Source organism: Polaribacter sp. YIW18, from assembly GCF_057219325.1.
Genome location: NZ_JBXVVE010000002.1, coordinates 125,656 through 149,527, shown reverse-complemented (window position 1 = coordinate 149,527; position 23,872 = coordinate 125,656). Strand labels below are relative to the sequence as shown.

22 protein-coding genes are annotated in these 23,872 nt (G+C 28.6%); 7 read left to right on the top strand and 15 right to left on the bottom strand.

Annotated elements, in window-relative coordinates:
• Positions 1-38: 38 nt before the first annotated feature.
• From AC2D6T_RS02820 to AC2D6T_RS02805, 4 genes are all read right to left on the bottom strand, one after another.
• Positions 39-320: a helix-turn-helix domain-containing protein gene (locus tag AC2D6T_RS02820; RefSeq protein WP_484680390.1), complete on the bottom strand. Its 282-nt coding sequence runs from the start codon at positions 318-320 to the stop codon at positions 39-41.
• Between the two features lie 62 nt (positions 321-382).
• A complete protein-coding gene (locus tag AC2D6T_RS02815) occupies positions 383-1,165 on the bottom strand; it encodes a hypothetical protein (protein ID WP_484680389.1) in 783 nt (260 codons plus the stop codon).
• A gap of 63 nt (positions 1,166-1,228) precedes the next feature.
• Positions 1,229-2,470, bottom strand: coding sequence for a tyrosine-type recombinase/integrase (locus tag AC2D6T_RS02810; RefSeq protein WP_484680388.1), 1,242 nt, complete (start codon positions 2,468-2,470; stop codon positions 1,229-1,231).
• A gap of 340 nt (positions 2,471-2,810) precedes the next feature.
• Positions 2,811-3,896, bottom strand: coding sequence for an aldose epimerase family protein (locus AC2D6T_RS02805; RefSeq protein ID WP_484680387.1), 1,086 nt, complete (start codon positions 3,894-3,896; stop codon positions 2,811-2,813).
• A 348-nt stretch (positions 3,897-4,244) separates the two neighbouring features.
• On the opposite strand from AC2D6T_RS02805, the gene AC2D6T_RS02800 reads away from it, so the two are divergent.
• Positions 4,245-5,330 carry a glycosyltransferase gene (locus tag AC2D6T_RS02800; protein WP_484680386.1) on the top strand — a complete coding sequence of 362 codons (1,086 nt, stop codon included), beginning with the start codon at positions 4,245-4,247 and terminating at the stop codon, positions 5,328-5,330.
• A gap of 3 nt (positions 5,331-5,333) precedes the next feature.
• Here the strand turns inward: AC2D6T_RS02800 and AC2D6T_RS02795 are convergent, their stop codons facing one another.
• Positions 5,334-6,218: a glycosyltransferase family 2 protein gene (locus AC2D6T_RS02795; RefSeq protein WP_484680385.1), complete on the bottom strand. Its 885-nt coding sequence runs from the start codon at positions 6,216-6,218 to the stop codon at positions 5,334-5,336.
• On the bottom strand, positions 6,218-6,904 hold the full coding sequence (locus tag AC2D6T_RS02790) for a cell division ATP-binding protein FtsE (protein WP_298947943.1): 687 nt from the start codon (positions 6,902-6,904) through the stop codon (positions 6,218-6,220). The genes AC2D6T_RS02795 and AC2D6T_RS02790 overlap by 1 nt, the downstream gene beginning before the upstream one ends.
• Before the next feature lie 161 nt (positions 6,905-7,065).
• Between AC2D6T_RS02790 and AC2D6T_RS02785 the strand changes: the two genes are divergently transcribed.
• The 6 genes from AC2D6T_RS02785 to AC2D6T_RS02760 all read left to right on the top strand — a co-directional run bounded on the left by AC2D6T_RS02785 (position 7,066) and on the right by AC2D6T_RS02760 (position 15,901).
• Complete coding sequence (locus tag AC2D6T_RS02785) at positions 7,066-10,104, top strand: tetratricopeptide repeat protein (RefSeq protein ID WP_484680384.1); 3,039 nt, start codon at positions 7,066-7,068, stop codon at positions 10,102-10,104.
• A complete protein-coding gene (locus AC2D6T_RS02780) occupies positions 10,104-11,870 on the top strand; it encodes a TonB-dependent receptor (protein ID WP_484680383.1) in 1,767 nt (588 codons plus the stop codon). Before AC2D6T_RS02785 ends, AC2D6T_RS02780 begins: the two co-directional genes overlap by 1 nt.
• A 117-nt stretch (positions 11,871-11,987) precedes the next feature.
• Complete coding sequence (locus AC2D6T_RS02775; RefSeq protein ID WP_484680382.1) at positions 11,988-13,418, top strand: M20/M25/M40 family metallo-hydrolase; 1,431 nt, start codon at positions 11,988-11,990, stop codon at positions 13,416-13,418.
• 4 nt (positions 13,419-13,422) lie between these two features.
• Positions 13,423-13,785, top strand: a complete 363-nt coding sequence (locus AC2D6T_RS02770) for a DoxX family protein (RefSeq protein WP_484680381.1) — start codon at positions 13,423-13,425, stop codon at positions 13,783-13,785.
• Between the two features lie 10 nt (positions 13,786-13,795).
• The gene (locus tag AC2D6T_RS02765) at positions 13,796-15,409 is read left to right on the top strand and encodes an amidohydrolase (protein ID WP_484680380.1); all 1,614 of its coding nucleotides are present in this window, start codon (positions 13,796-13,798) and stop codon (positions 15,407-15,409) included.
• A 39-nt stretch (positions 15,410-15,448) separates the two neighbouring features.
• Positions 15,449-15,901, top strand: coding sequence for an FKBP-type peptidyl-prolyl cis-trans isomerase (locus AC2D6T_RS02760; protein WP_484680379.1), 453 nt, complete (start codon positions 15,449-15,451; stop codon positions 15,899-15,901).
• 64 nt (positions 15,902-15,965) lie between these two features.
• Here the strand turns inward: AC2D6T_RS02760 and trpA are convergent, their stop codons facing one another.
• From trpA to AC2D6T_RS02715, 9 genes are all read right to left on the bottom strand, one after another.
• Positions 15,966-16,730: a tryptophan synthase subunit alpha gene (trpA, locus tag AC2D6T_RS02755; RefSeq protein ID WP_298947950.1), complete on the bottom strand. Its 765-nt coding sequence runs from the start codon at positions 16,728-16,730 to the stop codon at positions 15,966-15,968.
• Between the two features lie 13 nt (positions 16,731-16,743).
• Entirely contained in the window at positions 16,744-17,511 is a 768-nt protein-coding gene (locus AC2D6T_RS02750) for a DUF3050 domain-containing protein (RefSeq protein ID WP_484680378.1), read from the bottom strand.
• Positions 17,511-18,695 carry a tryptophan synthase subunit beta gene (gene trpB / locus AC2D6T_RS02745; RefSeq protein ID WP_298947952.1) on the bottom strand — a complete coding sequence of 395 codons (1,185 nt, stop codon included), beginning with the start codon at positions 18,693-18,695 and terminating at the stop codon, positions 17,511-17,513. Before trpB ends, AC2D6T_RS02750 begins: the two co-directional genes overlap by 1 nt.
• 31 nt (positions 18,696-18,726) lie before the next feature.
• Positions 18,727-19,434 (bottom strand): phosphoribosylanthranilate isomerase, encoded by a 708-nt coding sequence (locus AC2D6T_RS02740; protein WP_484680377.1) that lies wholly within the window; start codon positions 19,432-19,434, stop codon positions 18,727-18,729.
• A gap of 77 nt (positions 19,435-19,511) precedes the next feature.
• Positions 19,512-20,300 (bottom strand): indole-3-glycerol phosphate synthase TrpC, encoded by a 789-nt coding sequence (gene trpC / locus AC2D6T_RS02735; protein WP_484680376.1) that lies wholly within the window; start codon positions 20,298-20,300, stop codon positions 19,512-19,514.
• An 18-nt stretch (positions 20,301-20,318) separates the two neighbouring features.
• Positions 20,319-20,489 (bottom strand): hypothetical protein, encoded by a 171-nt coding sequence (locus tag AC2D6T_RS02730; protein ID WP_298947955.1) that lies wholly within the window; start codon positions 20,487-20,489, stop codon positions 20,319-20,321.
• A gap of 56 nt (positions 20,490-20,545) precedes the next feature.
• The gene (gene trpD, locus AC2D6T_RS02725; RefSeq protein WP_298947956.1) at positions 20,546-21,538 is read right to left on the bottom strand and encodes an anthranilate phosphoribosyltransferase; all 993 of its coding nucleotides are present in this window, start codon (positions 21,536-21,538) and stop codon (positions 20,546-20,548) included.
• A gap of 31 nt (positions 21,539-21,569) precedes the next feature.
• Positions 21,570-22,175: an anthranilate synthase component II gene (locus tag AC2D6T_RS02720; RefSeq protein ID WP_484680375.1), complete on the bottom strand. Its 606-nt coding sequence runs from the start codon at positions 22,173-22,175 to the stop codon at positions 21,570-21,572.
• A 72-nt stretch (positions 22,176-22,247) separates the two neighbouring features.
• Complete coding sequence (locus AC2D6T_RS02715) at positions 22,248-23,639, bottom strand: anthranilate synthase component I family protein (RefSeq protein WP_484680374.1); 1,392 nt, start codon at positions 23,637-23,639, stop codon at positions 22,248-22,250.
• Between the last annotated feature and the right edge of the window lie 233 nt (positions 23,640-23,872).

Below are 23,872 nucleotides of genomic sequence, written 5' to 3'. Positions count from 1 at the left end.
AAATTAAGGTTTTGTGATTTTGAAGTACTCATACCCTTTTATTTTCTTAGTGGAATTAAAGATTTAAGTAATTCAGATTTTTTATAGTACCTGCGGTTTCCAATACCGTAAGCAATCACCTTCCCTTTGTTTGTCCAATGCCAAAGTGTTGAAGAATCAATTTGAAGAAATTTACATGTCTCATCCCTAGTTAGTAACTCGTCAGGGTCATGAGTAGAAATTTCTCTTTTAAAATTTTTTAATTGACTTTTAATGCCGTCTTCAATTATTGCTTTAAGACTTTCTGCATTTAAATTTTCTAATAGAATTGTTTTTACCATAATAATTTGTTTTAAAATTAATATTGCAAAAATCTATATAGAAGCCTTATTTCATAAACACGCTACTGTTCATAAATTGTGCTTTTTTTGTGCTTTTGTGTAATTTGATCTTTTATCGTTTTGTAAAGTTTAAATTTTTTATTGTTATTCATATCATATTCTAATTGTCTATTGTCAATCTTACTAATATGAATATCGTATTTTTCAGAACTTAAAAACCTAACAAAATCAATTTGATTACAGATTAAAAAATCTTTTTCCATAGCATAAAAAAGAAAGCTGAAATATGCTAGTAAATTTTTTTCTGATTTGTACATGTTAAACATTTCTAAAAAGATATTAAACCCTAAATCATTCTTAAAAATCTTAGTATGATTGTTTTTTAAAAGTTTTTCAGGTTCTTCTGATTTAATATCTGTTATAAATTTTATGTTTTTAGAAATTCTGGTAATTGTTTTTATAAAATCTCTCAACCACAACTCTTTAAAGACTTTTTCATCATTAGGGATTAGTTTATTTAAAACAAATCTTTTACGTAAACTTCCTTCATTAGATTTTCTAACAAAACTATAATCCCAATATGAATCTTTATTATTCTTGTCTAGGTCCAAATTATTATTCCCACATTGACTTTTTATAGCTTTATCAAAATTTTTAATAATAAGTTTTACTTTTTTTTCTTCAGCATTAATTAATATACTTTGAAATTGAGGGCAATTTATATCCAAAAAGTCATCATCAATATACTCTTCCTCAAACCAGATGATGTAATGAATAGATTTTGATTCAAGATTTAATTTATTAATTAGGTTTGAGTAATTCAGTAAGTCTTCTATTGTTTTCATTTTTTTTTATATTAGTGAGAAATGTATATAAAAAGTAATAATTTAAACAACTTTATAATTTAGTTAAAAATATTTAAAGGTTTCTTTTGCTAAGTCTTTATTGCTTTTCCCTATATAATTTAAAAACATAGCTTCTGAACTATGATTTGTTATGTTAATTAAATAAGTAGTTGGAATTTTACCATAAAAATTAGTAGCGAAACTACGTCTACCAATATGAGAGGTAACTAATTCATATTTATTGTATATTCCCTCTTTCTTTCTCATACCTTTTTCAGTTTTTTTCATTTTACTACCCTTTACTGACTCATCTATTTCAGCAAGTTTACAAACTTGTTTTATATAATCATTATATTTCTGATCTGAAATTTTATATGGAAACTTTCCGTTTCTTTTTTGTAATATCTCCAAAATCTTAGGATGTATTGGAATTGTTGTTAGCTTTCCTGTTTTCATTTGAGTAAACTCAAGAAAATGTTTATCAGTCTCTACGCGTATATGTTTTTCTGTAAATCTCATAAAATCAGATATTCTTTGCCCTGAATAGCAACTTATAATCAACCAATCTTTTGCATTATCTAAGGTGTCGCTTAATTTATTTATTCCGATATTTTCTATTCTATTCAATTCCTCTATACTCAAATATATATTTACTACTTTTTCTTTATCTAGTCGTAAACTATCTAATTGATAATGTGTCTGTAAACCGAGGAATCGAGCGTGGATACAAAATGTTTTAATAATTGCTAATTCTCTTTGTATGGTGTTTTGAGAATATAATTCATTCTTACAGTAGCTTACAAATTCATTTTTGAAATCATTATTTATATCTGATATTAAAATTTGTTTTTTTCTAAACTTTTCAAGCTTTTTTAATTTATGTCTTATAACATTAAATTTCTTAAATGAAGTTTTTTTTACCTCATTTTTTCTGTAGTCAATATAAAAATCAATATAATTTATTAAATCTGTAGGAATTGTTTTTTCTTTCTGAATGGGGTTATAATAGAGTTCAACTTGATTAATAATCCATTCTTTATTAATTTTACCTGGATCGGTAGTATTAAATGCTTTTAAGATGTGGTTTTCTATTTTATTGAGTTCGTTATTGATATCAGTTTGCATATTGGTAACCTCAATGTCTTTTGATTTTTTTTTATGTTGCTTATTCCAATATGTCTTTTCAACTTCAAGTTTTGTTTTTGAACCAAAAACATAATCTTTTCCTTTGTATCGAAACAATAAGCGTAAAATCAAATTGGACTTATCCTTTGTAGAACGATATAAAAAGTTGATTGATGCCAAAACTAGATTACTTTATAATACAAATATAATATTTTGTACGGCATTTGTACGGTAAAATGAAAACTAATTAAAACTATTTAAAACTATTTAAAACTCTAAATTTCTCTTAAATGATTATATTTGTTGATATTATAGAGCCAGCTCAACAAAATTAAAGGTTTATAATTTTAGCGATTTTTTATATTTGTATTCTCGGCGTCTCCACAATTAAAAAACCTAACTAATTTATTATTAAATTGTTAGGTTTTTTTTAATTGATTATCAGTATTTAAATTGCTAAAAGTTAGCCTAAAACGTAAGCAAAAATAAAATCGATTTATATCATATACACTTTTGCGTTTTACTTCACCGAAAATTTAAATGAAGTTGTAGTTGAATAAGTGTCTCCAGGTTTCAAAATTGTTGATGGAAAATCTTTTTGATTAGGAGAATCTGGGTAATGTTGTGTTTCTAAACAAAAGCCTGTTCTATTTGTATAAATACCACCTTGTTTATTTGGTAAAGTTCCACCTAAAAAGTTACCTGTATATAATTGAATTCCTGGTTCATCAGAAAAAACTTCTAATAATCTACCACTATTTGGTTCGTAAGCAGAAGATGTAAAACGTATACCTTCATTTTGGGCATTTAAAACCCAACAATGGTCGTAGCCTAATCCTCTTTTTAATTGCTCATTATCAGCATTAATGTCTTGCCCAATTGTTTTTGGCTCTCTAAAATCAAAAGGAGTATTTGCAACTTCTTTAAGCTCTCCTGTTGGAATTAAAGTTCTGTTTACAGGTACAAATCTATCTGCATTTATTTTTACAATGTGATCTAAAATAGGTTTAGAAAAATCTCCAGATAAATTAAAATAAGAATGTTGCGTTAAGTTTACAATTGTTTTTTTATCGGTTGTAGCTTGATAAGCAACTTCTAAAGTATTGTCATTCGTTAAAGTGTAGGTAACTTCTGTATTTAAATTTCCAGGATATCCTTCTTCCATATCTTTACTCAAGTAAGATAATTTTAAAGCCCCTTTATCTTTTAAAACTTCTGCAGTCCAAACAACTTTATCAAATCCTTTAACGCCTCCATGCAAATGATTTGAACCATCATTAGTTTTTAAAGCATATTCTTTACCATCTATAGAAAATTTACCATTTGCAATTCTATTACCATACCTACCAATTAAAGCTCCAAAATAAGGGGTTGCTTTTTCATAACTTGCCAATATTTTGTAACCTAAAACAACATCTTCTGAAACACCCTTTTTATTAGGTACTTTTAATGTAGTTATGATACCTCCGTAAGTAATAATACTTACTGCCATACCTTTTTCGTTTTTTAGGGTAAAGCTTTTTACAGAAACACCATCTCTGGTTGTGCCAAAAACTTCTTCTGAAATAGTAATAGGATTATTTTTTGTTATTTGTGTTGAATTCATTTCTTCTTTTTGTCTGATTTACATTTAATATGCTAAAAGTAACTAAAATTTCGGTCAACAAATAAAGATACTTTTTAAATACATTCATAAAAATAATCTAAAAAAACATTAAACCTAAAGTAAGTCTATACTATTTAATTGAAAATATAAACTTACTCGTTTGAACTATCGTTTAAAACAAAAATTTCTTTTTAGCTTTTTTTAGCTAAACATTTAGAAATTTCACAAAATAGCTATTGCAGCGCTTTTTCATCAATATAATTATAAGTTAATGTATTTAAAATAAAAATCACTTACTTTATTATACTTATAGTTTACGCTATATTTGTTTTTTTAAATTTCTTTTTGTTGAATAAAATAATAGTTTCTGTTTCAAACGATTTACATACAGACCAAAGAGTTGCTAAAGTTTGCGACTCTTTGTACAAAAATGGTTACGAAATTGTTTTAATAGGTAGAAAGCTAAAAAACAGTAAAAGTCTTATTAGAAAATACAGAACAAAGAGGTTTAAACTGTTATTTAACAAAGGTTTCTTATTTTATTTTGAATTTAATTTAAGATTATTTCTGTACCTTATTTTTACCAAAAAAAACATATTATTGGCAAATGATTTAGACACACTCTTACCTAATTTTCTAATTAGTAAAATACAGGGTAAAAAATTAATTTTTGATAGTCACGAATTGTTTTCTGAAATACCAGAATTAGTGCACAAACCAAAAATTAAAAATTTTTGGATATGTCTAGAAAATTGGATGTTACCAAAACTTAAAAACAATTATACAGTTTGCAATAGTATTTCAAATTACTACAAGAAAAAATACAACGTAAACTTTACAACTATAAAAAATTTACCTTTTAAGAAGGAGGTAAAAAAAGGGACTTTTAATTTTGATACAAAGGATAAAAAAATAATTCTATACCAAGGTGCTATAAATATTGGGCGTGGACTAGAATTAATGATTGATAGTATGGAATTTTTAGACAATCATATATTGGTAATTATTGGGTATGGAGATATTTACAAAGATTTACAACAAAAAGTAAGTTTAGAAAAACGAGATGAAAAAGTAGTTTTTTTAGGTAAAATGGCACCAGAAAAATTACAATTATTAACGCCTTTAGCAGATATAGGAGTTAGTGTAGAGGAAGATTTAGGTTTAAATTATAGGTTTGCACTACCTAACAAAATTTTTGATTACATACAGGCAGAAGTACCAATTTTAGTATCTGACTTACCTGAAATGAGACAAGTTATTACAAACTATAAAGTAGGTGAATTTATTTCTAAAAGAAAACCAGAACTAGTAGCAAAACAGATTAAAAACATCTTAGAAAAAGACTTTTCGGAAAAATTAAAAATAGCTAAACAAGAATTGATTTGGGAAAAACAAGAAGCCGATTTACTATCTATTTTTAGAAATATAAAATAACATTTAGGTTGCTTTTTTATCCTTTTTTAAAAAACAGAAATAAGCCACTTTCAAACAATTTAAATAAAATACCGATTTTTTTTGCAACGCTTTTTTCTCAAAAAAAGAATATGTTTTTCCAATAATACTTGTAAGTTTTAAAGCATCTAATTTATTAGCTAGTTTTAATAACTTTAAATCGTATTTGGTTACTAAATTTTGCTCTTTTAAATAAAATAGATTTTCTATAGCTTTTTTTGTTTTTTTAATAAATATCAAATCAGTATCTAAACCTAAATGGTATACTTCATTTGCTAAATGCTCTATTTTGTAGCCATTTTTAATCAAATCTAAAGAAAACAACAAGTCTTCTCTACCATATTGTGTTAGTTTTTCTTCAAAATTTACCTGATTAAAAATTTTCTTTTTAATTAAAAAATTTGAGGTAAAAAAATATTTTTCGGGTTGTTGTTTTCTTTTTTCAACAGAGACTTCTTCTTGTTTTTTTCCGAATTTATAGCGTAAGAGATTTACATTTTCTTCCTTATTTTCATATAGTAATCCTCCACAAAAAACTGTATTTTCTTTTTGAAAACAGTTTACATAGTTTTTCATAAAATTGTTAGTTACTGGCATTACATCTGAATCTAAAAAAAGTAACCAAGTGTAATTTGCTTTATGAGATAATAAATTTCTTATTGCGCTTCTGCCAATATTTTTATTTAAAGCAGAAAAAATTGCAAAATCTAAAGTATTTATTTTTTCGTTTTCTGTATTTAAAACAGACTTAGAAGCATCATCTAAACAAATAATTTCAAATTTTATATTTTCTAAAATTAACTGTTGATGAATTTCTTTCACCAAAAAAAAAGCGTTGTAATTATATGTGGGTATTAAAACTGAAAGCATTATACAGTGGCTTGTTGGGCTACTTCAAACAACTCACCACCTTCGCATTTTAATGTTTTTTGCTTAAATTTTACAATTAGTTGATAATCATGTGTAGCCATTAAAATGGTTTTTCCACTTGCGTGGATTTCGTTTAAAAGCTCCATTACTTCCATAGATGTTTTGGGGTCTAAATTTCCTGTAGGTTCATCTGCTAAAATAAGTTCTGGGTCGTTTAATAAAGCTCTTGCAATAGCCACTCTTTGTTGTTCTCCTCCAGAAAGTTCAAATGTTTTTTTATAGTATTGAGATTTCATTCCCACTTTATCTAAAACTTCATGAATTTTCTCTTTCATCAACTCTTTGTCTTTCCAACCGGTTGCTTTTAAGACAAATTTTAAATTATCAAAAATATTTCTATCATTCAGTAATTTAAAATCTTGAAAAACAATACCAATTTTTCTTCTTAAAAACGGAATTTGCTTTTCTTTTAACTTTTTTAAATCAAAATCTACAATACTGCCTGATCCTTTTTGCAGAGGTAAATCGCCATATAAAGTTTTCATTAAACTACTTTTACCACTTCCTGTTTTACCAATTAGATAATAAAAATCTCCTTTATTTATGGTTAAATTAACGTTAGAAAGCACCAAAATATCTCTTTGGTAAATATTTGCGTCTTTTAATTGTAAAACAATATTTTGCATAATTTGAAGTAGTTTGTACAAACTTAAAAGTTTCTATTGATTTTTTTACTATGAATTGGCAACTATTCTTATTTTTGAATAAAATTATTATATTTTACACTTCCCTAATCCAACAAATTAAAATTTTGTACGTTATTAATTTTGAATGTAAAAATAACTATATGAAAATTCGTTTTTTAAAAAAACTATTTATTTTCTTGTCTATTACATTTGTAGTAAATTATAGTTTTTCGCAACAAACAGTTGCCAATACTACAGATTTAAAAGTGTTTAACAATGCGCTAAATCTGTACAATAGTAAAGCTTATGCTGTTGCTCAAAAAACATTTGCACAGGTTAGCAAATTTGCGTCTATGGGCTCTAATTTAAAAGCAGATGCTAGTTATTATGAAGCTATGTGTGCTGTAAAATTAAATCAGCCAGAGGCAGATAAAAAAGTTTTAAGTTTTGTTAAAGAAAACCCAAGTAGCAATAAAAAAAACGTTGCTTTTTTTAATCTTGCCAATTATTATTTTTCTAATAAAAACACTACTTACGCTTTAAAATGGTTCCAAAAAGTAAATATTAATGCACTTTCAAACGAAAATCAAAAGGAATTAAATTTTAAAATGGGATATAGTTTTGTAGTTACCGAAAACTTAAACCTAGCAAAAGAACGTCTCTTGCCTTTAATTAACGATGCAAAATATGGCAATGATTCAAGATACTACTATGGTTTTATTTCTTACAAATTAGGAGATTATGACAAAGCAGAATCTACTTTAAAAGAAATTGCAGACAATGATTTATATAAAGCAGAAATCTCTTATTACTTATTAGATATTAGTTTTAAAGCTGGTAAATTTAATCGTTGTATAAAAGTTGGTTTAGAACTCTTACCAAGCATAGATAAAAAGCTAAAATCTGATGTTTCTAAAATTATTGGAGAAAGTTACTTTAATTTAAAAAAGTATGCACAATCTATACCTTACCTAAAGGTTTATAAAGGTAAAAAAGGTAAATGGAACAATACAGATTATTATCAATTAGGATACGCTTATTACAAACAAAACAATTTTAAAAATGCTATTAACAATTTTAATAAAATTATTGATGAGAAAAATGCAACTTCGCAAAATGCATACTATCATTTAGGCGAATGTTATATGAATTTAGAAAAAAAACCTGAAGCTTTAAATGCATTTAAGTCTGCTTCTGAATTGAACTTTAATAAAAATATACAAGAAGATGCAGCTTTAAATTATGCCAAATTAAGTTACGAAAGTGGCAACCCTTTTAAAACTGTTTCTGAGGTTTTACAAGACTATTTAAAAAAATATCCGAATTCTAAAGCCTATCAAGAAATTAATGAGTTGGTAATTTCTTCTTTTTTTAATCAGCAAGATTACAAAGGTGCTTTGGCATTTTTATCAGAAAAAAAATCGAAAGCAAACACTAAGTTAACTTTTGAAGTTTCATTATACAGAGGTATCCAGTTATTTAACGAAAACAACTATAAAGAGGCGCTCCCTTTTTTTACAACTGCAAAACAATCTACAATTGACAAAGTGCAACTAAGGGCAAAATATTGGGAAGCAGAAACAATTTATAGGTTGAATAATTTTAAGGATGCTTTACAGAAATTTATCACTCTAAACACTACTTTACAGTCCAATAGAAAAGATGATTTTAAACTAATAGATTACAATATAGGCTATAGTTTTTTTAGGTTGAAAAATTATGAAAAAGCAGCACTATGGTTCTCTAAATTTTTAAAACTTAATTCCATTGCAGACCCTTATAAATTTGACGCACTTATACGATTAGGAGATAGTTATTTTGCAACTACAAATTATAGAAAAGCTATAGATACTTACAAAAAAGTAACCGAAAATTTTGGTTTAGGTGCAGATTATGCCGAGTATCAAACTGGAATGAGTTATGGTTTTATAGATGCTAATAAAGCAAAAATTAGAGCTTTAAAAAATGTAATAAACAACTATGAAACTTCTACTTTAAAAGACGATGCGTTGTATCAACTTGGAAACACCTATGTAAAATTAAAAGATTCTAAAAATGCTAATATTACTTATAATAGGTTGATAGAAAAACACCCAAAAAGCATATTTGTTTCTAGAACGCTTTTAAGACAGGGTTTGCTTTATTTTAACGAAAATAAAAACATACAATCCTTAAAAAAATATAAAGATGTTGCTGCAAGATTCCCTAATACTCCAGATGCTTTAGAGGCTGTTGCCAATGCTAGAAACGTATATATTGATGAAGGAAATTTAGAAGATTATGTAAATTGGACTTCTTCTTTAAAATTTGTAAATATTAGTAACTCAGAACTAGACAATACTACATTTGCAGTTGCAGAAAAAAAATATTTAGAGTCTAAAAAAAGAGAGGGAATTATAGAAAGTTTACAAACTTATATTAGAAAATTCCCAAAAGGAAAACATATTTTAAAAGTAAATTACTATTTAGCAAATATATTTTTTAAAGAAAAAGAATTTAAAAATGCGATACCTTCTTACGAGTTTATTATAAATAATAATACTTCTGAATTTACAGAAGACTCTTTAAACAAATTAGCACAAATATATTTAGAGCTAGCAGAATACAAGAATGCGTTACCTCTTTTAGACAGGTTAGAGCAAGAAGCCTATATTACAGAAAACATCTTGTTTGCGCAAAGTAATTTAATGAAAGGTTATTACGAAACTGAAGCTTATGATTTTGCCATAAAATATGCTAAAAAACTTTTACAAAAAGACAAATTAGACATTACTCTAAAAAACGATGCTAAAACTATTATTGCAAGATCTGCCCTAAAGAAAGAAGATTTTAGCACTGCAGAAGAATATTATACAGCCGTAGAAGAAACTGCCAATGGCCAATTAAAAGTAGAGGCCTTGTACTACAATGCATATTTTAAAAATCAGCGAAAAGAGTATGAAGCATCAAACAAAATCGTACAAAAACTAATTTCAAAATATACTACATACAAATATTGGGGTGTAAAAAGCTACGTAATTATGGGTAAAAATTACTATGGTTTAAAGGATGTATATCAAGCCACTTTTGTATTAGAAAATGTAATTAAAAACTTTAAAGAATTTAAAGATATTATTGAAGAAGCACAACAAGAATTAAATAGAATTAAAGAAAACGAAGCCAAAACTAACAATTCAGTTAACCCAGAAAAAAAGAACTAATGAAAAAAGGCTTTCTAACATACATGCTATTATTTGTTTTTTTGTCTGCATTTGCACAAGGGCAAAAAAAAGATACTATTGTAAATACAGAGGTTGTTAATGTAGTTACAAAATACAACCCAGAAATAGCAGATGCAAAAAAAATAAAAAGCAATCCTACCATAAAATTGTTAAAGAAAAATAATAAGAAAAAATTGAAATACACTATTTTTTCAGCACCTGTAGCATCTACATTTACACCTAAAACAGGAGTTTTAAAAAGTATAAATTTTGATGTAAAAGAAAGGATTTACAACAATTATTTTGCTGGTGGTTATGGTAATTATAAAAGCCCTTATGCTGAGTTATTTATATATCATCGCACACGTTTTGACAACGAATTTGGTTTGCATGCAACATATGTAGCATCAGCAGAAAATGTTAGAAACTCTCTTTTAAATAGTGATTTTTCTAACTTTAATGCTACCTCATTTTTTAAACAAGAAGCAAGCTCTTTTGATTGGAAAGTAACTTTAAACACAGAACTTAACAAGTATAATTGGTATGGTTTACCCTCTAACAAAATGTTCAACCAACTTGTTATAAACTCAATAGATGAAGTCCAGAACTACAACTATTTAAAGCTAGCAGGTAAATTTAAATTTCATGATTCGTACATAAAACATGGTAATATTGCTGTTTCGTATTTTACAGATAACTATAATAGTGCAGAAGTTTTAGTTGATTTTGATTCGCAATTGTATTATCCTTTAGATTTTTTGAGTAAAAACCTGAATGAAATTGCTATTAAAGCAGGGATAGAATTTTTAAAAGGAAATTTTAAAAATAATTATAATGATACTACTCGTAAAATTAATTATAATCAAATAACCTTTAGAGTACATCCCACGTATAAATTAGAGTATTTAGGACTCAATTTAAATGCAGGTTTAAAAACATATGTATCGCTAGACCCAGAAAACAGTAGCAATAATATTTTTATATTTCCCAATATATTTATACAAACTCCAATCCTAAAAAAATATATAAATACTTATGCTGGTTTTACAGGAAATTTACACACCAACACCTATAAAAGTTTTACTGAAGAAAATCCATATGTATCACCAACATTATTTATAACACAAACTGCAGAAACCTCTAATTTTTACGCAGGTTTAAAAGGAAACATTACAAGAGACATTACTTACAACCTAAAAGTGAGTTTTATCAAAGAAGAAGACAAACCTTTGTTTTTAAGAAATAGTTCTAAATCAGATGGCACAACATCTATTATTCATGGAGAAAACTTAAAAGGTTATGAGTATGGTAACTCTTTTAGAGTTTTTTATGATGATGTAAAAACTACTACAATATTTTCTGAAATAGAATATTTATTTAATAAAAACCTTACTTTTTCAACACAAGTAGAATTTAATAATTACACAACTACAACCGCTGTAGAGAACTGGAATTTACCAAGCTTACAAAGTACTTTTTTAGCCAAATACAAAACCAATTACTGGTATGCGACAGCTAATATTTTTTATGTAAGCGAGCGTAAAGATGTTTTATACAATGCCATAAACTCAACTAGTTTAGAAGGCATAGAAACAATAAATTCTTTTGTTGATATAAACTTAAATGGAGGCTATCATTTTAATGATAAGTTCTCAGTATTTTTAAATATAAACAATGTTTTAAACACAAAATACCAACGTTTTGCAAATTTTGACACGCAAGGTTTTCAAATATTGGGTGGTATTACTTACAAGTTTGATTTTTAATTGGTAAAAATTCATTAAAAAAAGATTTATTTTTAGTGTAATAGAAAAACTTGCATAATTTTTTAAAAAATATATAATTTCAATTTTGTAATTTTATAGCAAACAAAAAACAACTTCATGAAAAAGGTTTTACTTCTAATGGCTGTTTCACTTGCTATTATTTCTTGTACTAAAAAAACTAAAAAAATAGCAGAAACAGGTCTTTCTACAGAAGAAAAAAAAGATTCTACCACTATTAAAACATTATTCAATAGCGCTTTAACAGATGGTAAATCTTACGAATGGTTAAGAGATTTAACTCAAAATATTGGTGGTAGATTATCTGGTTCTCTAGAAGCAGCAGAAGCTGTAGAATGGGGTGCAAAACTGATGAAAAACGTAGGTTTAGATTCAGTTTGGCTACAACCAGTTATGGTACCACATTGGGTTAGAGGAGAAAAAGAAATTGCTACATATACTACAAATAAAACACAAAAAAATGTACCCATTTGCGCTTTAGGTTTTTCTGTTGCTACTCCAAAAACAGGTGTTTTAGCGGAAGTGATAGAAGTTAGCTCTTTAGAAGAAGCCACAAAGTTAGGAGATAAAATGAAAGGTAAAATTGTGTTTTTTAACAGACCTTTCGACAATACTTTAATCAACACTTTTAAAGCTTATGGGGGTTGTGTAGACCAAAGAGTTCAAGGTGCTGCAATTTGCGGTAAATTTGGGGCAAAAGGCGTTATTGTGCGTTCTATGACAAATTCCATAGATGATTTCCCTCATACAGGAACCATGTCTTATGGAAATTTACCAAAAAGCCAATACATACCAGCAGCAGCTATTAGTAGTAGAGCTGCAACAATTTTGAGTGATGATTTGAAAGAAAATCCAAACTTAAAATTCTATTTTAAACAAAGCTGTAAAACACTACCTGATGCACCTTCTTTTAATGTAATTGGAGAAATTAAAGGATCAGAAACACCCAAAAATATTTTTGTAGTGGGTGGTCATTTAGATTCTTGGGATTTAGGTGAAGGAGCAAATGATGATGGTACAGGAATCGTACAATCTTTAGAAGTTGCCTATTTGTTTCAAAAAAACAACATCAAACCAAAAAACACTTTACGAGTGGTCTTTTTTATGAACGAAGAAAATGGAACCAGAGGTGCAAAAAAATACGCAGAAGTATCAAAACAAAATAAAGAAACACATATTGGAGGCTTAGAATCGGATGCTGGTGGTCACACACCAAGAGGTTTCTCTATTGATGCAAATACCATAAACACAAAACTATTACAAAGCTGGAAAAAACTATTGTCTCCTTATGGTTTACACGATTTAGATAAAGGTGGTTCAGGTGCAGATATTTCTCCTTTAAAAGGCGAAAACGTAACTTTAGTTGGTTACAGACCAGATTCTCAGCGTTATTTCGATTACCATCATACAAGTAGAGATACTTTTGATAAGGTAAACAAACGAGAATTAGAATTAGGTAGTGCATCTATGGCTAGTATTATTTATTTAATGGATAAATATTTATACAATAACACTCTTGTTAAACCATAATTTTATGGATACACTTTCACTTTTTTTAAAAATAATTTTAGGAATTTTATTCTGTTTTGCAGGTATCATGCACATTATAAAACCAAAAATTTTTAAAAACTTTATTCCAGATTTTTTACCAAAACTTACAGTAAACTATCTTTTTGGTGTCATAGAATTTTTATTAGGAATTGGTTTATTTCTTTCAAATTATACAAAACATGCAGCCGTAGGAATTTTTATATTAATGATTATTTTCTTACCAATCCATATTTGGGATGCAACAAAAATTAGACCAGCAATTGGCTCTAAAAAAATAGCTTACATTAGAATACCTTTACAGTTTTTATTAATGTATTGGGCGTATTATATTTATCTAAATGCTTAAAAGCAATACAATGAAAAAATTTATACAATTTGCTATTATTACATTCATAATCTATTCTTGTACAAAAGAAAAAGTAGATTTAATTGTAGTAAACGCAAATATTTATACCGTAAATAACAATTTTGATAAAGCAGAAGCTTTTGCTATTAAAGATGGCGTTTTTGTTGCAGTTGGCAACAATCAACAAATAGAAGGCAAATATGAAGCTACAGAATTTATAGATGCAAAAAACCAAACAATTGTACCTGGTTTAATTGATGCTCATTGCCATTTTTACAGAATGGGTTTGCAACAACAAAAAGTATCTTTAGAAGGTACAAAAAGTTATGATGAAGTTTTACAAAAATTAGTCGACTTTCAAAAAGAAAAAAATACAACTTTTATTACAGGACGTGGATGGGATCAGAACGACTGGAAAATTAAAAAGTTTCCAACCAAAGAAAAACTAGATGCTCTTTTCCCTGAAATTCCTGTTGCTATTACAAGAGTTGACGGGCATGCGTTATTAGTAAACCAAGCTGCATTAGATTTCTCTGAAATAACAGCCCCTTTTAAGGTAAAAGGTGGAGAATGTATTTCCAAAGACGGGAAACTTACAGGTGTTTTAATAGACAATGCTATGGATTATATAAAATTCCCAAAAACCTCTAAAAAACAAGCCATACAAGGTTTACTAGATGCTCAAAAAATAGCTTTTTCTTATGGTTTAACCACTGTAGACGACGCTGGTTTAGACAGAAACACTATAGAATTAATAGACAGTTTACAAAAAATAGGCTCCTTAAAAATGCGTGTTTATGCAATGGTTTCTGGTGATAAACAATCGCAAATTGATTACTACATCAATAAGGGAATTGTTAAAACTGATAGATTAAATGTTAGGTCTTTTAAAGTGTATGGTGATGGTGCTCTAGGCTCAAGAGGAGCTGCAATGCGTAAACCTTATTCAGATAGAGAAAATCATTTTGGTGCATTTATATATGCCCCTAAAAGATATCAAGAAATTGCAACGCAAATTGCTGCCTCTGATTATCAAATGAACACCCATGCTATTGGAGATTCTGCAAATACTTGGATGTTAAAAACATATAAAGAAGTATTAAGAAACGATAAAAACAGACGCTGGAGAATTGAGCATGCACAAATAATATCAGAAGAAGATTTTGATAAATTCGATAATATTTTTCCATCTGTACAACCTACACATGCCACTTCAGATATGTATTGGGCAGAAAACAGAATTGGTAAAAAGAGAATGAAAGGTGCGTATGCCTTTAAAGATTTATTAAATAAATATGGTAAAATTGCATTAGGAACTGATTTCCCTGTAGAACAAGTAAATCCATTTTTAACATTTTATGCAGCAACAATAAGAAAAGATTTAGACAACTATCCTGAAAATGGTTTTCAAATGGAAAACGCTTTAAGTAGAGAAGAAACTCTAAAAGGGATGACTATTTGGGCGGCATATTCTAATTTTGAAGAAGATGAAAAAGGAAGTATCGAAGTTGGTAAATTTGCTGATTTTGTTATACTAAATCAAGATATTATGACTGTTGAAGGTAATAATATTCCTAAAACTGAAGCTGAAAGTACTTATTTAAACGGAAAAAAAGTATATTAAATTTTTTCTTTTATATTTACCAATTAAATTTTAAGAAAAATGAAAAATATTTTATCTCTTATTCTATTTACTACTCTTTTTGGTTCTTGTTCTTCTAATGATGAACCAAATTTTGAGCCTCAAACAGAAGCTGATATTCTAAAATACATTGACGAAAATGGTTTAAATGCAGAAAAAAGTAATACTGGACTTTATTATGTGATAGAAAACGAAGGAAGTGGAGAAAATCCAACATCAACCTCTAATGTTACTGTTGCTTACAAAGGTTATTTTTTAAATGGAACAATTTTTGATAAAAGTAATTCTAGTGGAGTTTCGTTTAACCTACAACAGGTAATAAAAGGTTGGACCGAAGGTATTACCTATTTTAAAGAAGGTGGAAATGGAATTTTAATAATTCCATCTAACTTAGGTTATGGTAATAATGGAAGAGGAAGTATACCTGGTGGCGCAGTTTTGGTTTTTGATATAAACTTAATTAGTGTGAACTAAATGACAAAGCGAAACAAAAATGTTTCGCTTTTTTTTATTCTTGCAATAAATAATTAAGTTCTTCTTAACTTATAATTGGCGCTATAAAATCCTTAATTTTAGAAACACCATTTGCCGCTAAATACCTAATAAATGCTGAGCCAATGATAGCTCCAGTTGCATAATTACAAGCAGTATCAAAAGTAGTTTTATCTGAAATACCAAAACCTACAATTAATTTACTTTGTAAATGCATGTTTTTTATTCTTTCAAAATAGGCTATTTGCTCTTTTGAAATTTCTCCTTTAGCACCCGTAATAGATGATGATGCAACTACATAAATAAACGCTTTTGTGTAAGCATCTATTTTTTTTATACGATCTTCTTCTGTATTCGGTGTAATTAAAAATACGTTTGTTAAACCATATTTATCAAATAATTGTTGATAATGATTCTCATATTCTACCATTGGTAGATCTGGAATAATTAAAGTTTCAATACCACATTCTACTACTTTCTGGCAAAATTTATCTTCACCATATTTTAGCATTTGATTTAAATATCCCATTAAAACTAAAGGAGTTCTATTCGTTGTCTTAATTGTCATCAGTTGTTCAAAAACAACATCTAAATTAACACCATTTTGTAGTGCTTTCTGGCTACTATCTTGTATTGTTGGGCCATCTGCTAAAGGGTCTGAATATGGCAGACCAACTTCTATAAAATCAACTCCGCTTTTTTCTAATTCCGTAATTACTGTTGTAGTATCTTCTAATTTTGGAAAACCACAAGTAAAATAAATGGAAAGTAAGTTGTTTTTCTCCTCCAATAATGTATTTAATGCTTTCATTTAAACCTTTTTTTTAACTTAAAAGTTGTGCTGCTATACCGCTCCACAAAAGAATTCTTACTTCTAAAGATTTTTTGGCAACCTCTAAAACTTCAATCCATTTTTGATCATCATTGCCACATAATTCTGATATCATTTGCAAAGATAAAGGACCATGCTCATCACCATCCAACTCTATATGTCTTTTTAAATAATACACAAAGCTGTCATAATTATTATCTTCTGTAGAGGCTTCATTTACAATATTTAAAAACATGTCTGGTATTACATCTTCTCTACCAAATGTAAATGCACTGGCAATTTTATGTAATTGTTTCGATGCAATTACCTCAAAAGTAAAGTTTACAAATTCTTTGACAGCTTTTATAGTATTGGTTTTTTCTAAACTTTTATTTACAGAGGTTGATTGCTTTAAGGCTTCAATAAAAAAATGAATTTCTTTCGTATTTGCTCCCATTTCATTCATGGCGTCTAAATACATTTCAAAATGACTTTTTACAACACAATCCTTATCAAAATCACTTTCTTCTGCTAATGTTATTTCATTGATAAAACGAACCAAATTCGTATTTTTCTTTGGAAACCATGGCAAAGAAACTGATGTTAAATTGATTTGTAACGCTTTTAAAAGCGACATAAAATCCCAAACTGCAAAAACATGACTTTCCATGAATGTTTTTACATCATCTATATTTTCTAGTTTTTTATATAGCGAATGTTGGTTTAATTGTTGTCTTAAAGGCGCTATCTCATTTTCTATAAAACTAATTCTCGAATTCATTATGCTTCTAAGTGTTTGATATATATTTCTAAATCTTTGTCTCCTCTACCAGATAAATTAATCACTACAACTTGGTCTTTTGTCAAATCCATTTTTGGTAAAACCGCTAAAGCATGCGCTGTTTCTAAAGCAGGAATAATACCCTCTATTTTAGTTAACTCGTAAGCTGCTGTTAATGCCTCTTGGTCTGTAGCATTCATAAATTTGGCTCTTTTACTCTCATATAAATAGGCGTGTAAAGGCCCTACTCCTGGATAATCTAAACCAGCAGAAATTGAATAAGGTTCAACAATTTGACCATAATCATCTTGCATTAAAATGGTTTTAGAACCATGAATAATACCCACTTCACCTAATTGGGATGTTGCAGCACTTTCACCAGAACTTACACCTAAACCTGCAGCCTCAACTGCAATTAACTCAACTTCTTCATCATCAAAATAATGATAAAAGGCACCTGCAGCATTAGAGCCACCTCCCACACAGGCAATAATGGTATCTGGATTTTCTTTTCCTGTTTTCTCTTTTAATTGCCATTTCATTTCCTCAGAAATTATAGCCTGTAATCTAGCTACCATATCTGGATGTGGATGTGGACCAACTACAGAACCAATTAAATAAAAGGTTTCTGGGTTTTGAATCCAATATCTAATAGCTTCATTAGTAGCGTCTTTCAAGGTTTTTGAGCCTGATGTTGCTGCAACTACCTTAGCACCTAACATTTTCATTCTAGCAACGTTAGGTGCTTGACGTTCGATATCTTTTTCACCCATAAAAACAGTACAATCTAAGCCCATTAAGGCACAAACTGTAGCTGTTGCAACACCGTGTTGTCCTGCACCCGTTTCTGCAATAATTTTGGTTTTACCTAACTTTTTTGCAATTAAAATCTGACCAACTGTATTGTTTACTTTATGTGCTCCTGTATGGTTTAAATCTTCGCGTTTTAAGTAAATATGCGCTCCATATTTTTGGGATAACCTTTTTGCTAAATACAATGGAGTTGGTCGTCCAACATAGTCTTTTAGCAACGATTTGTATTCTTTTTGAAACTCTTCAGATTCGATAATTTGAATGTAATTATCTTCTAATTCTTTTACATTTGGATACAATAATTCTGGAATAAATGCGCCACCAAATTGTCCGAAATATCCATTTTTATCTGGTTGAAATTTACTTTTCATATTTTTATTCTAAGCTGTTATTGCGATAAAATTACTTCACTGTATTTGTAAAGAAGCTATTTTTAAACTTCTCTAACTCTTCTATTTTCTTAACCCCTGGTTTGCTTTCAAATTTACTATTTACATCTAACGCATAAATGGGTAAATTAGATTTTAATACTATTTGTAACTGTTCTAAATCATTTAAACTTATACCTCCACTTAAAAAAAATGGCTTTTTGTAAGGGTAATTTTCTAAAACTGACCAATCAAATTTTACACCATTACCACCTCTTTCTTTTCCTTTGGTATCAAATAAAAAATAATCGACTACGTCTAAGTAAGGTTGTAATGCAGAGAAATTAAATTCATTTTTTATGCCAAAAACTTTTATAATTTCAACTTCTTTTTTAGAAATATAATGCTGATTTTTTTTCTTTTTGATCTGCTTATTTTCTTCTATAAACAAGGCTCTATTGTTTGCTAATTGCTGTTTTAAATCTAAAATATATGATACAGATTCATCTCCATGTAACTGAATAGCATCTAATCTATACTCCTCTACCAAAGAGACAACAATTTCTATATATTCGTTTACAAAAACACCTGTTTTCTTAATTTCTTTTGGCAATTCTGGAATAATTCCTTCAAAATTTCTTTTCGATTTTTCATAGAAAATAAACCCCAAATAGTCTGGTTGTAAAGCAGCTACTTGTTGCATATTTTCTGTAAATTTCATTCCACAAACCTTTAATTTCATATCTCTTTGTAATTCCCCAATTTATAGGAAATTAATTTATTATGTTATAACCTTCTCTTTTAAGACAATAACGTGTATTATCTAATGTGATTGATAAATTCTTGACAAGCTTCACCTGGGTTGTCTGTTTTCATAAAATTTTCTCCAATTAAAAAACCTTGAAATCCAAATTCTTTCAATCCAGTAATTATTTTTGGGTCAGAAATTCCACTTTCTGATAGTTTTAAGCAAGTATCTGGTATTTGATTTGCTAATTTTATAGAGTGCTCTAAATCAACTTCAAACGTTTTTAAGTTTCGATTATTAATCCCAATAATTTTATTATCTAAATCGTTAATCTTATCTAAATCTTCTTGCGTATGAACTTCATACAAAACTTCCATACCTAAATCTGTTGTAAGATTTCCATAATTTTTTAATTCTTCGGATGTTAAGCAAGAAGCGATTAATAAAATTACATCTGCTCCAATAGCTTTTGCCTCAACTATTTGAAAACCATCTACAATAAAATCTTTTCTTAAGATTGGTTTTTGTTGGTTAATAACTCTTGCTTCCATTAAATCTGCCATGGTTCCTCCAAAAAAAGAGGTATCTGTTAAAATAGACTGTGCTGCTACATTAGCATCTAAATAACCATTAGTAACTTCTGCAATGGTTGCTTTGTCGTTAATAATTCCTTTTGATGGAGATTGGCGTTTATATTCTGCAATTATACCTGTAGAACCTACTTCTAACAAAGACTTTTTTAAAGAAAATGTAGTTCTACCAAAACTAGGACTTTCTACCAATTTTTTAACAGGAATTTCTGCTTTTATCTTAGCAACTTCCTTCTTTTTAAATGCGATTATTTTATCTAAAATTGTCATTTTAATAATTACAAATTTTTAATTATTCATTCTCTTATTTCTATATCTCAAAAAAAGATAAACAATAACACCAACTATTAATCCAGTTATTGTGTGCTTAAAAAGCTCTTTTGTTTGCACGCCAACTGCAGCTCCCATTAATAAAAATGCTGGAATAATTAGAATTAAATTGTTTTTCTTTTTTTTCATTATTAGCTTTCATTATAGACCTTACAGGTTATAAAAACCTGTAAGGTCTTGTGAATTTATAAACTTACTAATTTTTCTAATGTTTGTTTTGCTTTTAAACCCAATAAAGAATCTTTACTTTCTTTAAAAGCAGTTTCAAAACTTTTATTTTCATCAACAATAGTTAATGCAAAAGCAGCATTGGTTAATACTACATTGTTTTGCGCTTCTGTACCTTTTCCTTCTAAAATGGTTTTAAAAATTTTTGCAGCATCTGCTACATTATTTCCTCCAAATATTTCTGATTGTGCAATTCTTTTCTGACCTAAATCTTTTGGATTTATGATTTGTTCGCCTTTTTTTGTAAACAACTTAAATGCGCTTGTGAGTGAAATTTCATCATAACCATCTAATGCATGTATAATTCCGTAATTGATGTTTTTTTCTTCTTGTAAAATATAATTATACAAACGTGCAGTTTCTAAATTAAACGTACCTAACATATGGTTTTTGGGTGAACTCGGGTTTACCAAAGGTCCTAACATATTAAAAAATGTTTTTAATGCCAATGCTTTTCTAGTTGGACCCACAGCTTTCATTGCTGGATGAAATTTTGGCGCATGCAAGAAGCAAATGTTTGCTTTTTCTAAATGTACTTTTAAAGTATTTTCATCGTTAGTAAATTGATACCCAAAACTTTCTAACATATCTGATGAACCAGATTGCGAAGAAACAGAGTAATTACCATGTTTTGCCACTTTTTGACCTGTACCTGCAACTACAAAAGAAGTTAATGTAGAAATATTAAACGTATCTTTTCCATCTCCTCCTGTTCCAACAATATCAATAGTGTTGTAATCAGAAAAATCGACTTTTATAGTCAATTCTTTTAAGGCGTTTCTGAATCCAGAAAGTTCATCAACAGAAATCGGGCGCATCATAAAAACCGTCATAAAAGAAGCTAAATGTGCGTCGTTATATGTTGAAGCAGCAATATCTTTTAAGATTTGTGTTGCTTCAGATTTTGATAGTCTTTCGTGATTGTATAGTCTGTTTAGAATTTGTTTCATTTTATGCTGAATTTATTTCAGTATCTTTTTGTTATAATGCTGAATCAAGTTCAGCATTAGACACTTTACAAGCGTCTATAAAATTTGTAACCAACTGCTCACCAACATCAGTTAAAATAGATTCTGGATGAAACTGAACTGCAGAAATTGGATACACTTTATGCTCGATTGCTTGTATTAAACCATCTTCATCTCTTGCTGTTACTTTTAATGCTTCTGGAAACCCTTTGTCTGTTGCTGCCCAAGAATGATAACGTGCAGCCATAAAAGTTTCTGAAACATTTTTAAAAATGACCGCTAAAGGATCTGTAACCTTCATTTCTGTGGCTACTCCGTGAAAAACGTCGTCTAAATTAATTATGGTTCCTCCAAAAACTTCTGTAATGGCTTGCAAGCCTAAACATACTCCAAAAATGGGTTTAATACCTGCATAGGTTTTTATTACTTCTTTTAAAATTCCTGCTTCATTAGGTATTCCAGGTCCTGGAGATAACATTATGATATCAAAATTACCAACATCTGCAATACTGATTTCGTCGTTTCTATAAACTGCAGGAAATTTTCCTGTAATTTTTTCTACCATGTGTACCAAATTGTAGGTAAACGAATCGTAATTATCTAAAATTAATATGTTCATTTTCTTAAATGCTATAAGTTTTAAGCTATTAGCAATAAGCATAAAGCCTATTGTATATAGCGTAATGCCTGTTTAAATATTTTCTGCCAAAATCAGTGCTTTTTTTAAGGCTGCTAATTTATTATTTACTTCTTGTAATTCTTTTTCTTCATCGGAATGAATTACAATTCCTGCTCCTGCTTGGTAATACAAAACATTATTTTTACTTACAAAAGAACGAATTGCAATGGCTAAATTCACAGAACCGTCTAAACCGATAATCCCTACTGCACCTCCATAAAATCCGCGTGATTGGTTTTCATATGTATCAATTAGTTGCATAGCTTTATATTTAGGTGCACCACTTAAAGTTCCTGCTGGAAAAGTGTCACCTACAATTTCTATTGGGTTTCCTTTTAACTTTCCTGAAACTGTAGATACTAAGTGAATTACATGACTAAAGTACTGTACTTCTTTGAATACCTCAACCTCGACATTATCTGCATGTTTGCTTAAATCGTTACGAGCTAAATCTACCAACATTACATGTTCTGCAGTTTCTTTTTTATCTGCAGATAATTTTTTACCCAATTGAATGTCTTTTGCCATATCTCCTGTTCTTCTGAACGTTCCTGCAATTGGATTGATTGTAGCTCTTCCTTGAGTGATTTTAATTTGTGCTTCTGGTGAAGATCCCATCAACTTAAAAGAACCATAATCGAAAAAGAATAAATAAGGAGAAGGATTTATAGAACGTAATGCTCTGTACACATTAAATTCATCTCCTTTAAATTTTTGTTGAAATTGACGCGATAATACCAACTGAAAAACATCGCCTCTTTTACAATGCGATTTTGCTTTTTTAACGTATTCTATAAATTCTTCTCCTTTTACGTTAGAGGTTTCATTACCAACAATTTCGAAACTTTGGGTATTAAACGCTTGTGCATCTATAATGGTCTGAATTTCTTTAATGCGAGATTCTGTGCCTTCTTCTACGTTTTCTATTAGAATCATTTCATCATTAAAATGATTGATGGCAATAATAAATCTGTAAAAACTGTATTGCATTAACGGAATTGCTGATGGTGCTTTTTCTACGTTTAAGGTAATATTTTCAAAATACTGAACAGAATCATAAGTTGTGTAGCCATACAAACCATTAAATGCTTTTAATTCTGCAGGACAGTCTAATTCTATATTTTGGGTGTATTTTTCGAAAATAGTATTAAAATTTCTACCAATTTTTTCTTTTGCAATTTCTTTTTCTTTGTGAGAAAAAACTAAATGATGATTTTCTGCTTTTATTGAAACTACAGGCTCAATAGCAATAAAAGAAAAACTTTCTTCTTTACTGTGGTAATCTGAACTTTCTAACAAAAGCGTATTTGCAAATTTATCTCTAAAACGCAAATACAAACCAACAGGTGTTATGGTGTCTGCAATTTGTGTTTTTGATAATGTTTTAAATTTTATTGTATTCATAACTGATTGTCAGTTCGAGCGCAGTCGAGAACGTTTTAATTTCTCTTAATTTGATGCCAACTCGACTGCGCTCGAGAAGACATTTTTTAACTGAAAAAAGGCTTATCGTGAGATAAGCCTTTTTTTATAATTTATATATACAGGTTTAGCGCTCACTTATTAAATAAGAGAGTTCCACCACCAAGTATTTTTTGTGTTTAATTTCATTATTGATACAAAAATAAGATAGATTT

What these genes read in the sequence shown, in the direction of transcription:
- AC2D6T_RS02820 (WP_484680390.1), bottom strand. Translation starts at nt 320, where the DNA reads ATGGTAAAAACAATTCTATTAGAAAATTTAAATGCAGAAAGTCTTAAA.
- AC2D6T_RS02815 (WP_484680389.1), bottom strand. Translation starts at nt 1,165, where the DNA reads ATGAAAACAATAGAAGACTTACTGAATTACTCAAACCTAATTAATAAA.
- AC2D6T_RS02805 (WP_484680387.1), bottom strand. Translation starts at nt 3,896, where the DNA reads ATGAATTCAACACAAATAACAAAAAATAATCCTATTACTATTTCAGAA.
- AC2D6T_RS02795 (WP_484680385.1), bottom strand. Translation starts at nt 6,218, where the DNA reads ATGCTTTCAGTTTTAATACCCACATATAATTACAACGCTTTTTTTTTG.
- AC2D6T_RS02790 (WP_298947943.1), bottom strand. Translation starts at nt 6,904, where the DNA reads ATGCAAAATATTGTTTTACAATTAAAAGACGCAAATATTTACCAAAGA.
- AC2D6T_RS02785 (WP_484680384.1), top strand. Translation starts at nt 7,066, where the DNA reads ATGAAAATTCGTTTTTTAAAAAAACTATTTATTTTCTTGTCTATTACA.
- AC2D6T_RS02780 (WP_484680383.1), top strand. Translation starts at nt 10,104, where the DNA reads ATGAAAAAAGGCTTTCTAACATACATGCTATTATTTGTTTTTTTGTCT.
- AC2D6T_RS02775 (WP_484680382.1), top strand. Translation starts at nt 11,988, where the DNA reads ATGAAAAAGGTTTTACTTCTAATGGCTGTTTCACTTGCTATTATTTCT.
- AC2D6T_RS02770 (WP_484680381.1), top strand. Translation starts at nt 13,423, where the DNA reads ATGGATACACTTTCACTTTTTTTAAAAATAATTTTAGGAATTTTATTC.
- AC2D6T_RS02765 (WP_484680380.1), top strand. Translation starts at nt 13,796, where the DNA reads ATGAAAAAATTTATACAATTTGCTATTATTACATTCATAATCTATTCT.
- AC2D6T_RS02760 (WP_484680379.1), top strand. Translation starts at nt 15,449, where the DNA reads ATGAAAAATATTTTATCTCTTATTCTATTTACTACTCTTTTTGGTTCT.
- trpA (WP_298947950.1), bottom strand. Translation starts at nt 16,730, where the DNA reads ATGAAAGCATTAAATACATTATTGGAGGAGAAAAACAACTTACTTTCC.
- AC2D6T_RS02750 (WP_484680378.1), bottom strand. Translation starts at nt 17,511, where the DNA reads ATGAATTCGAGAATTAGTTTTATAGAAAATGAGATAGCGCCTTTAAGA.
- trpB (WP_298947952.1), bottom strand. Translation starts at nt 18,695, where the DNA reads ATGAAAAGTAAATTTCAACCAGATAAAAATGGATATTTCGGACAATTT.
- AC2D6T_RS02740 (WP_484680377.1), bottom strand. Translation starts at nt 19,434, where the DNA reads ATGAAATTAAAGGTTTGTGGAATGAAATTTACAGAAAATATGCAACAA.
- trpC (WP_484680376.1), bottom strand. Translation starts at nt 20,300, where the DNA reads ATGACAATTTTAGATAAAATAATCGCATTTAAAAAGAAGGAAGTTGCT.
- AC2D6T_RS02730 (WP_298947955.1), bottom strand. Translation starts at nt 20,489, where the DNA reads ATGAAAAAAAAGAAAAACAATTTAATTCTAATTATTCCAGCATTTTTA.
- trpD (WP_298947956.1), bottom strand. Translation starts at nt 21,538, where the DNA reads ATGAAACAAATTCTAAACAGACTATACAATCACGAAAGACTATCAAAA.
- AC2D6T_RS02720 (WP_484680375.1), bottom strand. Translation starts at nt 22,175, where the DNA reads ATGAACATATTAATTTTAGATAATTACGATTCGTTTACCTACAATTTG.
- AC2D6T_RS02715 (WP_484680374.1), bottom strand. Translation starts at nt 23,639, where the DNA reads ATGAATACAATAAAATTTAAAACATTATCAAAAACACAAATTGCAGAC.